Source organism: Actinokineospora sp., from assembly GCF_050699995.1.
In the GTDB taxonomy this organism is placed as follows: domain Bacteria; phylum Actinomycetota; class Actinomycetes; order Mycobacteriales; family Pseudonocardiaceae; genus Actinokineospora.
The window spans coordinates 1-17,811 of record NZ_JBOHGC010000111.1 but is presented as its reverse complement, the minus strand read 5'-3'; the positions used below and the strand labels follow the sequence as shown (position 1 = coordinate 17,811).

12 protein-coding genes and 1 pseudogene are annotated in these 17,811 nt (G+C 70.1%); 4 read left to right on the top strand and 9 right to left on the bottom strand.

The features are described 5' to 3' along the window. Nucleotides 1–840, bottom strand: an 840-nt coding sequence (locus ACRDSQ_RS06335) for an ROK family transcriptional regulator (RefSeq protein ID WP_431419609.1), incomplete at its 3' end; no start/stop codon positions are given. Between the two features lie 99 nt (nt 841–939). Here ACRDSQ_RS06335 and edd point away from each other — a divergent pair. Together edd and eda are read left to right on the top strand one after the other, a co-directional pair. Beyond that, nucleotides 940–2,754, top strand: coding sequence for a phosphogluconate dehydratase (gene edd, locus ACRDSQ_RS06330; RefSeq protein WP_431419608.1), 1,815 nt, complete (start codon nt 940–942; stop codon nt 2,752–2,754). Continuing rightward, on the top strand, nt 2,751–3,362 hold the full coding sequence (gene eda, locus ACRDSQ_RS06325) for a bifunctional 4-hydroxy-2-oxoglutarate aldolase/2-dehydro-3-deoxy-phosphogluconate aldolase (protein ID WP_431419607.1): 612 nt from the start codon (nt 2,751–2,753) through the stop codon (nt 3,360–3,362). Before edd ends, eda begins: the two co-directional genes overlap by 4 nt. Before the next feature lie 443 nt (nt 3,363–3,805). Here eda and ACRDSQ_RS06320 read toward each other — a convergent pair whose 3' ends face one another. Together ACRDSQ_RS06320 and ACRDSQ_RS06315 are read right to left on the bottom strand one after the other, a co-directional pair. After that, the gene (locus ACRDSQ_RS06320) at nt 3,806–4,585 is read right to left on the bottom strand and encodes an ATP-grasp domain-containing protein (protein WP_431419605.1); all 780 of its coding nucleotides are present in this window, start codon (nt 4,583–4,585) and stop codon (nt 3,806–3,808) included. A gap of 227 nt (nt 4,586–4,812) precedes the next feature. Next, the gene (locus tag ACRDSQ_RS06315) at nt 4,813–5,598 is read right to left on the bottom strand and encodes a crotonase/enoyl-CoA hydratase family protein (RefSeq protein WP_431419604.1); all 786 of its coding nucleotides are present in this window, start codon (nt 5,596–5,598) and stop codon (nt 4,813–4,815) included. A gap of 88 nt (nt 5,599–5,686) precedes the next feature. On the opposite strand from ACRDSQ_RS06315, the pseudogene ACRDSQ_RS06310 reads away from it, so the two are divergent. After that, nucleotides 5,687–6,527 (top strand): annotated as a pseudogene (locus tag ACRDSQ_RS06310) (SDR family oxidoreductase). 290 nt (nt 6,528–6,817) lie between these two features. Here ACRDSQ_RS06310 and ACRDSQ_RS06305 read toward each other — a convergent pair. The 6 genes from ACRDSQ_RS06305 to ACRDSQ_RS06280 all read right to left on the bottom strand — a co-directional run bounded on the left by ACRDSQ_RS06305 (nt 6,818) and on the right by ACRDSQ_RS06280 (nt 15,825). Next, nucleotides 6,818–7,333, bottom strand: a complete 516-nt coding sequence (locus tag ACRDSQ_RS06305; RefSeq protein ID WP_431419602.1) for a MarR family winged helix-turn-helix transcriptional regulator — start codon at nt 7,331–7,333, stop codon at nt 6,818–6,820. A 71-nt stretch (nt 7,334–7,404) separates the two neighbouring features. Continuing rightward, on the bottom strand, nt 7,405–7,860 hold the full coding sequence (locus ACRDSQ_RS06300) for a hypothetical protein (RefSeq protein ID WP_431419601.1): 456 nt from the start codon (nt 7,858–7,860) through the stop codon (nt 7,405–7,407). 238 nt (nt 7,861–8,098) lie between these two features. Beyond that, entirely contained in the window at nt 8,099–8,446 is a 348-nt protein-coding gene (locus ACRDSQ_RS06295; protein ID WP_431419600.1) for an STAS domain-containing protein, read from the bottom strand. Nucleotides 8,447–8,553: 107 nt separating this feature from the next. Further along, the gene (locus tag ACRDSQ_RS06290) at nt 8,554–10,908 is read right to left on the bottom strand and encodes a SpoIIE family protein phosphatase (RefSeq protein WP_431419599.1); all 2,355 of its coding nucleotides are present in this window, start codon (nt 10,906–10,908) and stop codon (nt 8,554–8,556) included. Between the two features lie 25 nt (nt 10,909–10,933). Beyond that, nucleotides 10,934–15,205 carry a HAMP domain-containing protein gene (locus ACRDSQ_RS06285; RefSeq protein WP_431419598.1) on the bottom strand — a complete coding sequence of 1,424 codons (4,272 nt, stop codon included), beginning with the start codon at nt 15,203–15,205 and terminating at the stop codon, nt 10,934–10,936. 140 nt (nt 15,206–15,345) lie between these two features. Further along, nucleotides 15,346–15,825 carry a DUF6766 family protein gene (locus ACRDSQ_RS06280; RefSeq protein WP_431419597.1) on the bottom strand — a complete coding sequence of 160 codons (480 nt, stop codon included), beginning with the start codon at nt 15,823–15,825 and terminating at the stop codon, nt 15,346–15,348. A gap of 357 nt (nt 15,826–16,182) precedes the next feature. On the opposite strand from ACRDSQ_RS06280, the gene ACRDSQ_RS06275 reads away from it, so the two are divergent. Further along, a partial coding sequence (locus ACRDSQ_RS06275; protein ID WP_431419595.1) for a glycosyltransferase family 2 protein occupies nt 16,183–17,811 on the top strand: 1,629 nt, incomplete at its 3' end.

Genomic DNA, 17,811 nt, shown 5'->3' with positions numbered 1-17,811 from the left:
GGCCAGGTCGGCCACGTCGAGCGCGGTGCCGACCTCGCGGCCGAGCGCGGTCAGCTCGCGGACCAGAGCCCAGCCACCGGCGACCGCCTCCAGGCAGTCGACGCCGCCGCACCGGCACACCGCGCCGCCGCCGTCGGCGACCTTCGTGTGCCCGATCTCCCCCGCCGCGCCCATGGCGCCGCGGCGAAGGCCGCCGCCGGAGATGATCCCGGCGCCGATCCCGGTGGACACCTTGATCACCAGCAGGTCGTCGATGTCGGGGTGCGCGCGGTGCTCGGCGAGCGCGAGGGCGTTGACGTCGTTGTCCACCCGCACAGGAACGCCGTACCGCTCGGCGAAGAACGCGGGGATGTCGACATCGACCCACGCCGAGGGGCTCACGCTGCGGGTGGTGCCCGCCTCGACCGTTCCGGGGACGCTGACCCCGACACCGCGCAGCGGCCTGCGGCCCGCCAGCAGCCGGTCGAAGGACTCGGCCACCGCGGCCAGCACGACCGCCGGGTCGTCGGACCACTTGACCGTCGCCGTGGCGAGGGCGCGGCCGGACAGATCACACACGGCCAACTGACTGCGACTCGCGCCCAGTGCGGCGGCGAGGACGACCCCGCCGTCGGCGTTGAAGGACAGGCGCGTGGGCGGCCGACCGCCAGTCGACCCGCCCGCCGCGGTCTCCACCACCAGGCCGCGGTCGATCAACTGGTCGACTCTCAGCGTGACGGCGCTGCGCGACAGGCCGGTGAGTCTGCCCAGGTCGGCACGGGTTTCGGCGAGCCCGTCGCGGATGAGCCCGAAGACCTCACCGGCGGACGCGCCGGGGGCCATGACCGCTCGTGCCGCCATCCCACCACTTCCGTTCATCGAAGGCCCACTGAACACTAAAGTACTTTTAATACCTAAGGTTGCTTGTATCGATACAGAAGTCTGGCTAATCTGGACGCCGTGAGCACCCACCCCACCGTCGCCGCCGTGACCGCCCGCATCACCGAGCGCAGCGCCGTGGGCCGCGCCGCGTACCTCGACCGGATCCGCGCCGCCTCGGCACAGGGTCCCGCCCGAGGCTCGCTCGGCTGCGCCAACCTCGCCCACGGCGTCGCCGCCTGCGGCCCCGCCGAGAAGCTGACGCTGCGTGCCGCGGTGAAGCCGAACATCGCGATCGTGTCCGCCTACAACGACATGCTCTCCGCGCACCAGCCGTTCGAGGCCTTCCCCGCCATCCTCAAGCGCGCCATCGCCGAAGCCGGTGGTGTCGCCCAGTTCGCGGGTGGCGTGCCCGCGATGTGCGACGGCATCACGCAGGGCCGCGCGGGCATGGAGCTGTCGCTGTTCAGCCGCGACGTCATCGCCATGTCCACCGCGCTCGCCCTGTCCCACGACATGTTCGACGGCGCGCTGCTGCTCGGCGTGTGCGACAAGATCGTGCCCGGGCTTGTCATCGGCGCGCTGGCCTTCGGGCACCTGCCGACCATCCTGGTTCCCGCGGGCCCGATGACCTCCGGGCTGTCCAACGCGGAGAAGAGCCGCGTCCGGCAGCTGCACGCCGAGGGCAAGGTCGGGCGCGATGAGCTGCTGGAGGCCGAATCGGCGGCCTACCACGGACCCGGCACGTGCACGTTCTACGGCACCGCGAACTCCAACCAACTCCTGATGGAGGCGATGGGCCTGCACCTGCCGGCCGCCGCCTTCGTCAACCCGGGCACGCCGCTGCGCACCGCGCTCACCGAGGAAGCGGGCCGCCGCGTCCTGGATCTGACCAGGCTGGGCGAGAACTACACGCCGATCGGCGAGGTGATCGACGAACGCGCGGTCGTCAACGGCGTGGTCGCGCTGCTGGCCACCGGCGGCTCCACCAACCACACCATGCACCTCGTCGCGATCGCCGCCGCCGCCGGGATCACGCTGCGGTGGGACGACTTTGCCGAGCTGTCGGCGGTCGTGCCGTCGCTGACCCGGATCTACCCCAACGGCACCGCCGACGTGAACCACTTCCACGCCGCGGGCGGCACCACGTACCTGATCAGTGAGCTGCTCGACGCGGGGCTCATGCACTCCGACGCCCGGACCGTCGCGGGCGAGATGTCCGCCTACCGCACCGAACCCGCCCTGCGCGACGGCGGTGTGGTCTGGCAGGACGGTGTTGCCGAGAGCCTCGACAAGACCGTCCTGCGCGGCGTGGCCGACCCGTTCGCCCCCGACGGCGGTCTGCGGATGCTGTCGGGCAGGCTCGGCCGCGCGGTCATGAAGGTGTCCGCGGTCAAAGCCGAGCACCGGGTCCTCACCGCCCCCGCGCGCGTCTTCGACGACCAGCAGGACTTCCTCGACGCGTTCCAGGCGGGCGAGTTGTTCCACGACATCGTCGCCGTCGTGCGGTACCAGGGGCCCAAGGCCAACGGGATGCCCGAACTGCACAAGCTGACGCCCGCGCTCGGCGTCCTGCAGGACCGTGGACACGCGGTCGCGCTCGTCACCGACGGCCGGATGTCGGGCGCCTCCGGCAAGATCCCCGCCGCCATCCACGTCACCCCTGAAGCCGCGGACGGCGGCCCGCTGTCGCGGCTACGCGACGGCGACCTCATCACCGTCGACGCCGAGACCGGCACCCTCGACGTCCTCGCCGACCTCGGCGCCCGGACGCCTGAACCCCGCAATCCCAGTTCCCCCACCGGAACCGGCCGCGAACTGTTCGCCGCCTTCCGCGCCGCCATCGGCCCCGCCGACCAGGGTGCCACCGTCTTCGGAATGGAGACCGCGTCATGAGTTCGATCCTCGACCTCTCCCCTGTCATCCCGGTCGTCGTCATCCGCGACGCCGACGACGCCGTTCCGCTCGCGCGGGCGCTACTGGCGGGTGGCGTGCCAGTCATCGAGGTAACCCTGCGGTCCAAGGCAGCGGTGGCCGCCATCGAGCTGATCGCGACCGAGGTTCCCGACATGGTCGTCGGCGTCGGCACCCTCACCACGCCCGACCAGGTCGAGGCGGCCACGAAAGCGGGCGCGAAGTTCCTGATCAGCCCCGGCGGCACCCCACGGCTCCTGGACGCGATGGCCGACACCGGGCTGCCGTACCTGCCGGGCGTGGCCACCGTGTCGGAGATGATGGCGATGCTCGACCGCGGGATCACCGAGATGAAGTTCTTCCCGGCTTCAGCCGCCGGCGGCCCGGACTACCTACGCGCGGTCGCGGGGCCGTTGCCGCAGGTGCGCCTGTGCCCCACCGGCGGCATCACCGAGGCAACCGCCCCGGACTACCTGGCGTTGACGAACGTCGGCTGCGTCGGCGGCTCCTGGATCGCCCCCACCAACGCCATCGTCGACGGCGACTGGTCCGCGATCGAAGCCGCGGCGAAGGCCGGAGCAGCACTCTGACCCACCGAGACCGACGGACCGAGAAGTCCTTCGGTCGCGCGGCATCCAGCCTCGGTGGGGGCGACCACGACACCTCTGGCCGCCCCCACCGACCCCATTCTTAGCGCGACACAGGTGTCATCGACGCCGCCGTTCAATCAATTGCCCAGGGTCCTCAAGGTGACGTCCGGCCTGGACCACCTCGCCGAGGCACGGTTGGCCCCATCCGCGAACAACGCGTGATTCGCTGGCTGGAGAACGCGGACCGGTCGAAGCAACCACACCGAGCACGTTCAGGTGCAGTCGCCGCATTCCGGGATGCCACTCTGGCCAACCGCCGCACAAGGCGAATCACCCCATGACCGAGCGCCCATCACCTCAGTGCCCGAGCACCTCGCTCCACTACCGGCACCACCTGAGCGCCAGAGCGCTTCGATGTGTGGCGTGGTGGACCGCTACCGGCACTACCTCAGTGCCAGATGCGCCTCTACGTATGGCGTGGCGAACGACTCTTCGATGGGGATGGTGGTGTTGAACGCGGGATGGACGTTGACCTCGAACACCACACCGCCGTTCACCAGCGCGAGGTCCACGCCGCCCAGGTTGAGGCCGAGCGACTTGGTGGCCGCGACCGCCAGTTGATCGAGTTCCGGAGGTAGCTCATCGAGTGACAACCTGGTCGAGACCGCGCCTCTGGTCTCGTTGCAGGGTGCGTCGGGTTGTGCCTGGACGTGCTCGCAGGCGTAGACCACGCGGCCGTCGAGCACGACGACGCGAAACTGTTTGCGGGTTCCGTCGGTGGTGAAGTTGTTGGCGTCGCGGGCCATCAGCCAGCGGAGACCGGATTCGGCGTAGTAGCGGGTGGCGGCCTTCAGCTGCTCGTCGGTGGTGACGTGGAAGACGTCGTTGCCGCCCATACCTACGACCGGGCGGGCCCACACGTCGCGGCCGAGTCGCTCGAAGACCTCGGCGGCGTCCGCTTCCGCTGTGACGCTGATGGTTTCCATCTGCGCGATGCCGTCGCGGGCGAAGCGCTCGACGGTGAGGTCTTTCTCGGTGGCCACCCGCCAGGCCTCGACATCGGTGCCTAATGACGCGGCCCCTGACGCGTGGAGCTGCCGTTGGGCGGCGGCGAACCCTCGGCGTTTCTCCGGGGGTATCTCGTAGATGACCAGAGCCGAGGGTCGCACCACCAGGTTCTCGGCGGGCACCTCGAGTTTGAGTCCGCCGTCGACGGCGGTCACCTTGCCACTCCCACCTGGGTAGAAGTGTCGTGCGTCGATCGAAACCGGAGGATTTCCGGTGAGCCGCGCCGCGGCGCGGCACAAAACCTTGCGGCTGCCCTCTCTCGAGCTGTGATCTGTCATCAGCACCAAAACGCTCGAGTCCATACCGACATGGAACAGCACTGTGGGCGCGGGGCACACGGCGCCATGGTCGAGGAGTCGATTTTCGGTATCGACCCTTTTGTCTATAGAGGACTGTCCGGGCCGTCGACAGCACCGTGCCTGCCCGCGCCTTCAGCGAAGCGGGTCGCGCCCGCGAGGGTGTCGGCGGACAGGGACACCAAGCCGTGGCCGAACTCGTTGGCGAGGGCGACCCGCTCGTCGAGACCCTCCTGCTCCAACACCGACAACCGGTCCTGACGCATGCAGGTCTGTGGGAACCCGGCGAGCTGCGCCGCCAACTCCTGCGCAGCGGCCAGGACGCGGTCGTCCGGGACGACCCGGTTGACCAAGCCGATCCGCAGGGCTTCCGCCGCGTCGACCGGGCGGCCGGTCAGGATCAGGTCCATGGCGACGCTCGTGCCGATCAGCCGCGGCAGCCGGACCGTCCCGCCGTCGATCAGCGGCACGCCCCAGCGCCTGCAGAACACGCCGAGAACGGCCGATTCCCCGACCACCCGCAGGTCAGCCCACACGGCTAGTTCCAGCCCGCCCGCGACCGCGTGCCCGTTGATCGCCGCGATGACCGGCTTCGACAGCCGCATCCGCGAGATCCCCATCGGGCCGTCGCCGTCGGGCGCCGCCCGGTTCCCCTGGCCCGTGCTGATCGCTTTGAGGTCGGCGCCCGCACAGAACGTCCCACCCTCGCCGTACAGGACGGCGACGGAGGCCGACGGGTCCGCGTCGAAGGCGCGGAAGGCGTCGGCGAGCGCCTCGGCGGTCGCGCGATCCACGGCGTTGCGGACGTGGGGCCGGTTGATGCTGATCGTGGTCACCGCGGCGTCGCGGGTGACCTGTACCGCCTCCGACATCGTCGCCTCCTCATCGAGTACCGCAGAGTAGCGCAGATTGACATTGCTAGACATATCATTTGTAATACGTACGATTTGATAAGCACACATGTGGAGATTGGCCGTGGTCAGGACCCTTGCGGGCAAGACGATCGTCATGTCCGGGCGGCAGCCGCGGCATCGGACTGGCCATCGCGCTGCGGGCCGCCGAGGACGGCGCCAACGTGGTCCTGCTCGCGAAGACCGCCACACCGCACCCGAAGCTCGAAGGCACCGTCTTCACCGCGGCCGAGGACATCGAGAAGGCCGGCGGCCAGGCGCTCGCCGTGGTCGGGGACGTGCGCGAGGACGACGACGTCAGCAACGCGATCGCGCGGGCCGTCGACCGCTTCGGCGGCATCGACATCGTGATCAACAACGCCAGCGCGATCGACCTGTCGGGCACCGAGAAACTCGACATGAAGCGCTACGACCTCATGCAGGACATCAACACCCGCGGCACGTTCGCCCTGAGCAGGGCCGCCATCCCATACCTGCGCGCTGCGGCGAATCCGCACATCCTCACGCTGTCGCCGCCGCTGAACCTGGCCCCGCACTGGGTGGGCGCACACCTGGGTTACACGCTCGCCAAGTACGGCATGAGCCTGTGCACGGTCGGCCTGGCCGAGGAGTTCAAGGACGACGGCATCGCCGCCAACTCGCTGTGGCCGCGCACCCTCATCGACACCGCGGCCGTGCGCAACCTCCTCGGCGGGGTCGAGCAGTCCCGCACACCCCAGATCGTCGCCGACGCCGCCCACGCCATCCTGGTCCGAGATTCCCGCGAGTGCACGGGAAACCACTTCGTCGACGATGAGGTGCTCGCCGAGGAAGGAATCACCGACCTGTCGGTCTACCGCCCGGCGGGTGCCACCGGCGACCTGGCCCTCGACATCTTCCTCGACGCCTGATCCGGCTTCGCCCGACCGCGGCAGTCCACGTCCGCGCGGGCACGGGCCGAGGAACCAGCGCGGCAGGCGGTTCGCGGGCGGAACCTCCACGGACCTGCGGTTGGGCACCAAGTCCAGCATGACGCCCAAATCGGCTGCGCGCGGCGGACACGAGCCCCTCCGGGCGTCCCTCCCGCCCAACTCGGACCGTGGTTCGGGTCGTAGCCCTGGGAGCCCGGCACGGCGGCCGGCAGCGGCGACAGGTAGGCAGATGGGCCGGATCAAGCGTCGAACCCGCGCGTGTGGAGCGGCTACGCGGAAGCCCGCTGCGAACTAGGCAGCTTCCTCGACGCGGGCTGGTCACGGATCGCGTCGAACGCGGCGGGCAGCGTCGCGCCGGAGGCGAGCTTCGACAAGATCCGGTGCAGCGACTTGCGGTCGGTCGACGACAACTCCGCGAACGCCTGGTCGTCCAGCTCACCGAGCCGTTCGTTGGCGCCCGCGAGCACCGTCCGGCCGCTCTCGGTGATCTCCACCAGGTACCGCCTGCGGTCGCCCGGATCGCGCACGCGGGCCGCGTGCCCGGCGTTCTCCAGGTCGTCGAGGCTGCTCACCATGGTCGCCGGGTCGATCCGCAGGTACGCGCCGAGGGCGAGCTGGGGCGTAGGTCCGTTGTCGGCGAGGGCCTGCAGGATGCTGTAGTGCCGCACCCGCAGGCCGGGCAGTTCCTCCTCGGCCAACCGGAACATGACCTGCCCCAGCTTCACCAGCAGGCAACTCGTGTGGTCGCCCACCGTCCCGGGGACCAGTGGCTGCGGCTCGGTCATCGTTCACCCTGCTCATCGTTCGGCCTGCGTACGGTCTGATCGTACGTGGTGCCGACGACCAGGTGAGCCGCTTACCGGCCGAACCTGGCGTCGTCGTCGAGGGTCGCCGAGCAGGTGATGGGCTGCCCGACCGCGGGCGCCTTGTTCTCGGTGAGCGTCTTCGTCTTCGGGCTGCCCAAGTCCTTGTCCAGGACGATCTTGCACCCGACGACCGCGTCCTGCGCCGGGGTGACGACAAGCCTGGCCTGCCGACCCGCCGGGATGATCACGTCACGGCTCCACGGCGTCGCCGTCGGGGCCTCGTCGGTGCGGGTGGTCGGGTCGGCCGTGCGGTGCTGCCCGTCGGGCACCGCCGTGTACTCGACCTTGCGGATGCCGCCCGCGCCCTCGACGGTCACCTCGTAGGTGATCGCGTAAGAGTCGATCTTGCGGGTCCGGAACGCGTCGTAGGCGAGGACGACACCGACACCCAGCAAGGCCACGGCGAGGAGCACGAGCACGGTCGTGATCACGGATTTGCGGGTCATGATTCCCTCTTCTTGGCTTGGCTGCCCCTAATCAACCGGGCATCGCCGCAGGTCACCACCCGAAAACGGGATCGACACCCGATGGGGTTGAGATTTTTTCCCGAACCAGGTGTGAGATCCGCCAAGTCGGGGTAACTACCCGCTGGACCTGGTCCCAACCGTCTTATTCGGCCCGCCGCAGGGCACCCCGGGCCCCGACTGACCGTCACGGTCGTCGGGGCCCGGTGTATGTCCGGGGTCAGCTGATGGCCGAGTCCACCGAGTCGGCCGTGGTCAGCACGTCGAGCATCTCGGTGATCTCCAGGATCCGGCGCGCGGAGCTCTCGGTGCCCGGGACGACGACGAACGGCACACCGGTCTCGCAGCCGCGCTCGTGCGCGGTGAGCAGGACGGTCAGGCCCGCGGAGCCGAAGAACGTCACGTCGCTCAGGTCGGCGATCAGACGGCGGGCGTCGCCCAGGTCGGCCGCCGCGGCGAGTACCCCTTTGAGTTCCGCTGCCGTGGCGAGGTCGACTTCGCCTTCGACCCGCACGAGGACCGAGTCGCCTGCGCGTTCGGTGGTCGTGTTCATCGGAGCCTTGGTCATCGGGGACGCCTCCAGCGCGCTGGAACCAGCAGTCGTGCCGGTGTTCGGGACACACGATCCCGGCAAAGCGTATAGGTTCCGCCCCGGCCCGCCCTTCCAGCGGCTGATCACCGCACCTGAATGCCGACGATGCAGGCGTCGTCGTCGGTGTCCGCGTCGCAGTGCAGCAGCAGGCGGTCGAGTCGCTGGTCGAGGTCGATCGCGGACGTGCTGACGATGTCGAGCAGGTGGTCGAGGGAGTCGTCGAGGGACGCGGTGCGCCGCTCGATCAGCCCGTCGGTGTACATCACCAGGACGTCGTCCTCACGCAGCAGCACCTCGCCCAGTTCGTACTCGGCGTCGGCCTTCACGCCCAGCAGCAGCCCCTTGAGCATCGGGAGCATGTTGGCCTGGCCGTCGCGGACCAGCACGGGCGGCAGGTGCCCGGCCCTGGCCCAGCGCAGCAGGCGCGTCTCCGGGTCGTAGAGGCCGCACAGCGCGGTGGCGAGCACGTGGTCGGCGAGGTTGCCCGCGACGTTGTTGAGCCAGGTCAGCAGCTGGTTGGGCGACGCGCCCGTGGCGGCGAGCCCGCGCAGGGCGTTGCGGAGCACGACCATGCCCGTGGCCGCGTCGATGCCGTGGCCCGCGATGTCGCCGACGGAGATCAACAGCTGGCCCGACGGCAGGACCACGGCGTCGTACCAGTCGCCGCCGACCAGGTGGTCCTTCTCCGCGGGCCGGTACCGCACGGCGATGCGCAGGTCGGGCAGCTCGATCGGGTCGTGGGTCGAGGGCATGATGGCCCGCTGCAGCTGCAGGGCCAGCCGGTTGCGTTCGGCGGACTCCTGTTCGGTGAGGACGAGCTGGTCGCGGGTGGCCGCGAGCGCCACCTCGGTCCAGTGCTGCGCGGAGATGTCCTGGTAGGCGCCGCGCACGGCGACTAGCCCGGAGCTGGGGTCGAGCAGCGGCTCGGCGATCACGCGGCTGTGCCGGTAGGCGCCGTCGGGCCTGCGCATCCGGAAGACCGTCGACGCCGGGCGGCCGTGGTGCAGCAGTGTTCGCAGGAACCGGGTGATGGCCGCCGAGTCGTCCGGGTGGGCGTGCTCGGCCAGGTCGGCCAGCGGGATCGGGCCCTCCGTCTCGGGCAGCCCGTAGAGCGCGTACAGCTCGCTGGTCCAGGTGATCTCGCCGGTGATCTTGTCCTCGTCGAAGCCGCCGACCTGGCTGAGCCGCTGGGCGTGGCTGAGCAGGATCGTCGACTTCGCCGACTCGTCCTGCGGCCGCCAGGTGATCAGCACTCCCCCGCCGATGCGACTGACGCTGAGCGCCTCCAGTTCGGTCAGCGGCGGCTGGTCGATCGACACGCTGAGCGCGAGCCGCTCGGCGCGGAAGGGCGCGCCGGTGGCGTGGACCTCGGCGACGGTGTCGAACAGGCCCGACTTCGCCGCCGCCGTCGGGTAGGCCTCCAGCAGGGTCGCGCCGACGACCGAGGCGCGAGTCCGGCCGTCAGGGTCGACGAACCGGGCGTTGGCGTGGTGGACACGGAAGTCGATGAGCGCGCCCCCCTCGTCCAACTCGGGGACCAGGACCATCGCCGGGTCGAGCATGGCGTCGGCGAGCGCGGTCAGGTCGGCGCGCGGCGCCTCGGCCGCGGACTCCGGCCGGGTCTCGATGGCGTGCCCGCACAGTTCGGCCAGCGCGTCGAGTTGGCGGATGACCTGCGGTGGCTGCGTCGGCATCGCCATCGGCCAGCAGATCTCCAGGACGCCGCGGATGCGGCCGCCCGAGGTCGCCAGCGTCGCCACCCGACCGCCCTCACGGAACTGCGCGCCGCCGATGGACGGCAGGACGCCCGAGTCGCCGCCGCGGATCCAGATCGTGCGCCTGCTGGTGAGCGCGCTGCTCGCCGCGGTCGTGACCCCGGGTGGGACGTAGTGCCAGCGTTGGATCTCGTCGGGGTTGAAGCCGACCGCGCCCGCCAGGGTCAGGGAGGCGTCGAGGTCGACGGTCCACACCGCGGCGGCGGTCGCGCCCAGTGGCGCGAGGGCGTGTTCGAGGATCGCCTCGGTCACGGCCTGGACGTCGCCCGCGGCCAGCACCCCGCTCTCGGCGGTGCGCAGCCGGGCGCCGACCTCGGGCGGCGGGTCGGCGATCTCGTCGAGCAGGAGCTGGGCGAAGCCGTCGCGCGCGGTGCGGTTGACGATGTCGGCGGCCAGCTCGGCCTGGGACAGGCCCGCCTGCTCGGCCAGGTCGCTGACCTGCCGCGCCGCCTCGGCGGGTCCGATGTGCAGGCGCTCGACCAGCACACCCTTGGCGAGTTCGATCAGCCCACGGGTGTCCGCGCCGATGCGCGCCCGGTCGACCTGCTCGCGGAGGCCGCGCACAGTCTCCGCAAGTCTGCGCAGCCCTGCAGTGGAGCCACCCTTCTCGCCCACCCGCCCCTCCACCTCGAGCGGCTGCTGCGGCTCAGTGGGCGTGTGCACGAAATCGGCTCCCCTTTGATGGTCGTCAGCCCCGCAGGCTGTCCTGGATGCGAGTGATCAAGTCGTGGGCGTCGACCGGTTTGGTGACGTAGTCGTTGGCGCCCGAGGCGATGGTCTTCTCCCGGTCGCCGGGCATGGCCTTGGCGGTGACCGCGATGATCGGCAGGTCGGCGTACTCGGCCATGTCGCGGATCGCCGTGGTGGCGGCGAATCCGTCCATCTCCGGCATCATGATGTCCATCAGGATCAGGTCGACGTCGCTGTGGTGGGCGAGCGTCTCGATGCCCTTGCGGCCGTTCTCGGCGTGCAGCACGCGCATGCCGTGCGTCTCGAGAATCCCGGTGAGCGCGAAGACATTGCGCGCGTCGTCGTCGATGACGAGGACCGTGCGCCCGGCCAGGTCGCCAGGGATCAGCTGCGGCGACGGGCTTTCACCGATCCGGTAGGGCCGGGCCAGCGGCAGCACGTCACCCGCCTCGTCGGCGTTGAGGTGCAGCGCGATCCGCTCCCGCAGCTCGTCGAGGCTGGAGAGGAACTCCAGCGGCCTGCTTCCCGCGCGCGCCTGCAGGCCGCGCTCCTGGTCGACGTCGAGCCGCCGGTTGTTGTGCGCGAGCACGGGAATGCCGCGCAGCTCCGGGTAGCCGTCCATGACCTCGAGGAACCGGACCGCGTCGGCCAGGTCGAGTTCGAGCACCACGCAGTGGCACGGTCCGCCCGCGAGCGCGTCGGCGGCCTCGGCGGCGCTGACCGCGCTGAGCACGGCGATGGGTCCGCGCGGGTCGTTGAGGTCGTGGCTGGCGCCGAGGTCGGCGACCGCGCTCTCGGCGACCAGCGACAACAGACCCGGCCGGTGTTCCTCGATGACCAGCAGCCTGCGCTGGCGGGAGGCGGCGTCCTGGGAGTCGTTTTCCTCGACCCCGGCGGCGGGCTGCGTCAGCGAGTCGCCGGGGATCTCCTGGAAGTCGGGGTGGGCGACCGGCAGGAACAGGGTGAACGTGCTGCCCATGCCCGGTGCGCTGGTCGCGGTGAGCGCGCCGCCGATGAGGTAGGCGATCTCGCGGCTGATCGACAGGCCAAGGCCCGTGCCACCGTACTTGCGGCTGGTCGTGCCGTCGGCCTGCTGGAACGCGCCGAAGATCGATTCGAGTTGCTGCTCGGCGATGCCGATGCCGGTGTCGATCACCCGGAACGCGATGGCCGGGCCGTGGATGCTGACCGACGGGGGCAGTTCGGTGGGCGAGGCGGTCTCGATCTTGAGTTCGACGCCGCCGCGCTCGGTGAACTTCACCGCGTTGGACAGCAGGTTGCGCAGGACCTGCCGCAGCCGGGCGTCGTCGGTCAGCACCTCGGCGGGCACGTCGGAGCCGGTGCTGATCCGGAAGTCGAGGTTCTTCTGCGTCGTAAGCGGCCGGAAGGTGGCCTCGACGTAGTCGAGCAGGCCGCTGAGCTCGATCCGCTCCGGGCTTACATCCATCTTGCCCGCCTCGACCTTGGACAGGTCGAGGATGTCGTTGATCAGCTGCAGCAGGTCCGAGCCCGCGGAGTGGATGATGCCCGCGTACTCGACCTGCTTGGCGGTCAGGTTGCGGGTCGGGTTCTGGGCGAGCAGCTGGGCCAGGATCAGCAGGCTGTTGAGCGGGGTGCGCAGCTCGTGGCTCATGTTCGCCAGGAACTCCGACTTGTACTTCGAGGTCAGCGCCAGCTGGTGGGCGCGGGCCTCGAGTTCCTGGCGGGCCTGCTCGATCTCCAGGTTCTTCGTCTCGATGTCACGGTTCTGGCTGGCCAGCAGCGCGGCCTTCTCCTCCAGCTCCGCGTTCGACAGCTGCAGCTCCTCCTGCCGGATCTGCAGTTCGCTGGAGCGGGCCTGCAACTCGGCCGCGAGCCGCTGGGACTCGCCGAGCAGCTCGTCGGTGCGGGCGTTGGCGACGAGGGTGTTGACGTTGACACCGACGGTCTCCATCAGCTGTTCGAGGAAGTCGCGCTGGATCTGGGTGAAGCTGCGCACCGAGGCCAGCTCGATCACGCCGAGGACCTGCTCCTCGACCACCATCGGCAGCACGATCAGGCTCGTCGGCGGCGCCTGGCCCAGCCCGGAGGAGATGGTGACGTAGCCGGGCGGCACGTCCTCCACGGCGATTGCGCGACGGCTGCGGGCGGCCTGGCCGACGAGGGACTGGCCGAACCGGAACCGAAGCGGCTCGCTGCCGTTGCCCGGCGTTCCCGGGTGGCCGTAGGAGCCGATCAGTCGCAGCTCCTGGCCGTCGGCGCCATCCTCGGCCAGGTAGAAGGCGCCGTACTGGGCCGAGACCAGCGGGGTCAGCTCGTCGACGATGAGTTCGGCGACCAGCGCGATGTCGCGGCGGCCCTGCATCAAGCCGGACATGCGGGCCAGGTTGGACTTCAGCCAGTCCTGGTCCTGGTTGGCCCGGGTGGTCTCGCGCAGCGAGCCGACCATCGAGTTGATGTTGTCCTTGAGTTCGGCGACCTCGCCGGAGGCCTCGACGGTGATCGACCGGGTCAGGTCGCCCTCGGCGACCGCGCTGGTGACCTCCGCGATCGCGCGCACCTGGCGGGTCAGGTTCCCGGCCAGCTCGTTGACGTTCTCGGTGAGGCGCTTCCAGGTGCCGGACACACCCTCGACCTCGGCTTGGCCGCCCAATCGGCCCTCGCTGCCCACCTCGCGGGCCACCCGGGTGACCTCCGCGGAGAAGCCGGACAGCTGGTCGACCATCGTGTTGATCGTGGTCTTGAGTTCGAGGATCTCGCCGCGGGCGTCGACGTCGATCTTGCGGGTCAGGTCGCCCTGCGCGACGGCGGTGGTGACCTGGGCGATGTTGCGGACCTGATTGGTCAGGTTGTTCGCCATGAAGTTGACGTTGTCGGTGAGGTCCTTCCAGGTGCCCGCCACGTTCGGCACGCGGGCCTGGCCGCCCAGCTGGCCCTCGGTGCCCACCTCGCGGGCGACGCGGGTGACCTCGTCGGCGAACGCGGACAACGTGTCGACCATCGTGTTGATCACCTCGGCGAGCGCGGCGACCTCGCCCTTGGCCTCGACGATGATCTTCTGCGACAGGTCGCCCCTGGCCACCGCGGTGGCGACCGTGGCGATGGAGCGCACCTGGCCGGTCAGGTTGGACGCCATCACGTTGACGTTGTCGGTCAGGTCCTTCCAGGTGCCGGACACACCGCGCACCGTGGCCTGGCCGCCGAGGTTGCCCTCGGTGCCGACCTCGCGGGACACGCGGGTGACCTCGTCGGCGAAGGCGGAGAGCTGGTCGACCATCGTGTTGATGGTCTCCTTCAGCTCCAGGATCTCGCCGCGCGCGTCGACCCGGATCTTCTGCGTCAGGTCGCCTCGGGCGACAGCGGTGGCGACCTCGGCGATCGAGCGGACCTGGGCGGTCAGGTTGTCGCCCATGACGTTGACCGACTCGGTGAGGTCCTTCCAGGTGCCCGCCACGTTCGGGACGCGGGCCTGGCCGCCCAGCCTGCCCTCGGTACCCACCTCGCGGGCGACGCGCGTGACCTCGTCGGCGAACGCGGAGAGCTGCTCGACCATCGTGTTGATGGTCTCCTTCAGCTCCAGGATCTCCCCGCGCGCGTCGACCTCGATCTTCTGCGACAGGTCGCCCTTCGCCACAGCCGTGGTGACCTGCGCGATGTTGCGGACCTGAGCGGTCAGGTTGCCCGCCATGAAGTTCACCGAGTCCGTCAGGTCACGCCAAGTGCCGGAGACACCCTTGACGTCGGCCTGACCACCGAGGCGGCCCTCGCTGCCGACCTCTCGGGCGACCCGCGTGACCTCGTCGGCGAACGACGAGAGCTGGTCGACCATGGTGTTGACGGTGTCCTTGAGCTCCAGGATCTCGCCCCGGGCGTCGACGTCGATCTTCTGCGACAGGTCGCCGCCCGCCACCGCGGTCGCCACTTGGGCGATGTCGCGGACCTGGCGGGTCAGGTTGCCCGCCATCGCGTTCACGGAGTCGGTGAGGTCTTTCCAGGTGCCGGAGACGCCGGGCACCTCGGCCTGGCCGCCGAGCTGGCCCTCGGTGCCGACCTCGCGGGAGACGCGGGTGACCTCGGAGGTGAACAGGGAGAGCTGGTCGACCATGCCGTTGAACACCGCGGCGATCTCGCCGAGCAGGCCGTCGGCGTGATCGGGCAGGCGGGTGCCGAAGTCGCCGTCGCGGACCGCTGTCAGCCCCGCCAGCAGTTGGCGCAGTTCCGACTCGCCGACCTTGCCGATGCCTCGGCCCGCCCGCGCGCGTGTCGCGGACTCGGCAGTCGTGTCACCCATGTCCCGTCCGTTCGCTCGTCCGCTCGGCGCGTGGGCGCCCTACGCCACCTTCCACGCGGTTGGCGAACGACGCTACACGCTGGTCACATTCTGCTCCGCACAACGCGAACTGAAGGTAAGGGTTCAGCCCGACTCCTCCGTCACGGTGTGCGCGGCCCGACCAGCTTGGACTCCGGCGATCCGCGGTGCCGCAGGTAGACGCTGAGGATGGCCATCGAGGCGATGGCCAGGAACTCGGACTGCCAGTTCTGCGGTGAACGATTCCAGAAATCCGCCGACGGCAGGTACTCCCCCGCGCCGAGCGGGTCCTGGAACGACGAGAGCTGCTCGCCGTTGTGCGCGGCGCGGCCCGAGACGAACTGGGTGAGCCAACACAGCAGGAACAACCCGGCCGTGGTGAGGCCGAGTGACCGAGAGAGCATCGCGGTGCGCCACCTGCCCGCCCTCGCCCACGCGGGCGAGTCGGATCGGATGTGTTTACCGAGTTGCTGCTTCTCATCACTTTCCAGGCCCACCTCCGACGGGCGCATCGATTCCGGCGATCCGCGCTGAATGAGCCAGATCGTGGCCAGGACGAACAGGAGGAACCGCAGATATTCGGACTGCCAGTTCTCCGCCACGTCGCTCCGCTCCTCACCGTCGGGTCCTCGCGGTCGGGTCACTGTCGGGGCGACGCCCACTGGACGACGGGTCGACCGTACAAGGGCCTGCCGCCCTCCGCTTGACCACCTGCCCATCCGCTAGGCCGGATGGAGCAGTTGTCGAGACCGAACAATGACTGCAACGGATGCATGTGTCTGGTTAAGAGATTCACTCCATATAGCCAGGTCGCATTGACACGTACAGCCCACTGGGATAGCTCTCTGTATCAAGCAAATCGCTCGGCTACCTTGATCGGGTGAATACATAATGACTCCCGTCACATTCTTCCAGGCGAATCGAAAGTTTACCTCTCGGACACTTTCAGGTATCCGGGAATGGCGATGCTGACCAACGGACCGGTCAAGCTGGAGCCCTCCGGCGGCGGCCCGGAACCGCGGACGCTGCGTCTGCCGCGGCACGCCGGGGCCGGGCAGTGGTACCCCCAGCGGCACCGTTGGGCCGACCGCGAGACCTGGGCGCGCGAGGTCGCCGACGTCCTCGCCGCGGGCGAGCGGTCCCGCCGGGCGCCGGTCGTGGCGGTGATCCGCTTCGCCGAGCGCGACCGGATCGTCTCCCGGTTCGGCCGCCAGGGCCTCGCCCACGTCCACCACCAGACCGCGGCGATGCTGAGCGCGGACCTGTCCCGGCACGAGCTGATCGGGCTCGACGGCGACGACGGGATCGCCGTGCTGCTGCGCGGGACCGCCGATCGGCAGGTCGGCCGCAGACTCGGCGCCATGGCCGCCCGGATCAGCCGCACCGAGATCAGGCTCGGCCGCGACAGCGTGCAGGTCACGCCCATCTGCGGCTGGACCAGCGCGCGCCCCGACACCGGTGTGCCCGCCCTGCTGCGCCAGGCCCAGGACGCCGGTGATGTCGCGGGCACCCATCTCGACCTCATCCCCCGCCGCTGGCGGGCCGACGAGCCCCGAGCGTCGTCGGTGTGGCTGCCGAGGTCGGTGCGCACGACGCTGCAGGTGCTGCTGACGCTGGTGCTCGGCATCCTCGTGCCGTTCCTGGCGCTGCTCGGGCTCTACCAGCTGGGTATCGACCTGGCGACGCCCGCGTATCTGCTCGTCACCGCCGCGCTCGTGGTCACCTCGGCGCTGATCTGGGCGGAGGGGCTGCACGCGCTGGACCCGCCCAAGCTGCCGCCCGCGCCCCGGCACTACCCGCCCGCGTCGGCGGTGATCGCGGCGTACCTGCCCAACGAGGCGGAGACGATCGTCGAGACGCTGCGCGCGTTCCTCGCCCAGGACTACCCGGGCACACTGCAGATCGTCCTGGCCTACAACACCCCGCACGACCTGCCGGTCGAGGACGAGTTGCGGGAGCTGGCGGCCCGCAACCGCAGGCTGGTCCTGCTGCGGGTGGACGGGTCGACGTCCAAGGCGCAGAACGTCAACGCGGCGCTGCAGGTCGTCGACGGCGTGTTCACCGGGGTCTTCGACGCCGACCACCAGCCCGACACCGACGCCTACCGCCGGGCGTGGCACTGGCTCGCGGCGGGCGCGGACGTCGTCCAGGGCCACTGCGTGATCCGCAACGGCGACACGTCGTGGGTCGCGCGCACGGTGGCGGTCGAATTCGAATCCATCTACGCGGTAAGTCATTCCGGCCGGGCGCGGCTGCACCAGTTCGGCTTGTTCGGCGGCTCCAACGGGTTCTGGTCGACGGCGGTGCTGCGCGACCTGCGGATGCACGGGCACATGCTCACCGAGGAAATCGACTCGTCGTTCCGCGCGCTGCTCGACGGCTACCGGCTGGTCTACGACCCGCTGCTGGTCAGCCGCGAACTCGCGCCGGTCACGCTGCGCGCGCTGTGGAACCAGCGGATGCGCTGGGCCCAGGGCTGGAGCCAGGTCTCCCGCAGGCACCTCACCGCGGCGCTGCGGTCGGAGCGGCTCAGCGGGCGCAACAAGTTCGGCACGTCGTTCCTGCTCGGCTGGCGCGAGGTGTACCCG

Excerpts from the sequence above, each read along its gene's own strand:
- ACRDSQ_RS06295 (WP_431419600.1), bottom strand. The coding sequence starts at position 8,446 with ATGACCAAGGCTCCGATGAACACGACCACCGAACGCGCAGGCGACTCG.
- ACRDSQ_RS06285 (WP_431419598.1), bottom strand. The coding sequence starts at position 15,205 with ATGGGTGACACGACTGCCGAGTCCGCGACACGCGCGCGGGCGGGCCGA.
- ACRDSQ_RS06315 (WP_431419604.1), bottom strand. The coding sequence starts at position 5,598 with ATGTCGGAGGCGGTACAGGTCACCCGCGACGCCGCGGTGACCACGATC.
- ACRDSQ_RS06305 (WP_431419602.1), bottom strand. The coding sequence starts at position 7,333 with ATGACCGAGCCGCAGCCACTGGTCCCCGGGACGGTGGGCGACCACACG.
- eda (WP_431419607.1), top strand. The coding sequence starts at position 2,751 with ATGAGTTCGATCCTCGACCTCTCCCCTGTCATCCCGGTCGTCGTCATC.
- ACRDSQ_RS06300 (WP_431419601.1), bottom strand. The coding sequence starts at position 7,860 with ATGACCCGCAAATCCGTGATCACGACCGTGCTCGTGCTCCTCGCCGTG.